This is a genomic window from Vibrio sp. Y176 (assembly GCF_033438945.1).
Genome location: NZ_JAWOQS010000687.1, coordinates 1 through 641, shown reverse-complemented (window position 1 = coordinate 641; position 641 = coordinate 1). Strand labels below are relative to the sequence as shown.

1 protein-coding gene is annotated in these 641 nt (G+C 41.2%); it reads left to right on the top strand.

Features of this window, described 5'->3' with window-relative positions; translation table 11 throughout:
• Positions 1-641 (top strand): sigma 54-interacting transcriptional regulator (locus tag R7O13_RS28080; RefSeq protein WP_318305348.1); only part of this gene is annotated, 641 nt, incomplete at both ends.

The window sequence follows — 641 nt, the reverse complement described above, 5'->3', positions numbered from 1 at the left end:
TAGAGGTTAACTGCGGCGCGATTCCAAGTGGCTTGATTGCTTCCGAACTTTTTGGCCACGAAAAAGGTGCATTTACAGGTGCCATTTCTGACCGGATTGGTTTTATTCAAAAAGCACACAAAGGCACTTTATTTCTCGATGAGATTGGAGATATGCCTTCGGATCTTCAAATACATCTCCTTCACTTTTTAGAAAGCAAACAAATACACAAAGTAGGTGCGGATAAATTTATCGATGTTGATTGTCGTGTGATTGCCGCCAGCCATGTGGATTTAAAAAGCGAAGTCGTACAAGGAGAATTTAGGGAGGATCTATTTTATCGACTCAATATATTACCGCTGACCATTCCTCCACTTCGAAAAAGAGGCAAAGACATTTTGATGCTTTCTGAGCACTTTTTAACAGATTTATCTCATGGTCAAGTACACAACATGTCCGAAGAAGTGAAAGCAAAACTGCTTAAACATCGTTGGCCTGGAAATGTGCGTGAGCTGCGTAATGTGATTCAGCGGGCAATTGTCATGTGTGAAGACAATACCCTACTCGTTGCTGATTTAGGGCTTGAGAACAGTGAAAGGCAATTACTCCCTTCTGTTGATCAAATTGACCTCGACTATTTGTTACAGGCCATCGAAGAAAAT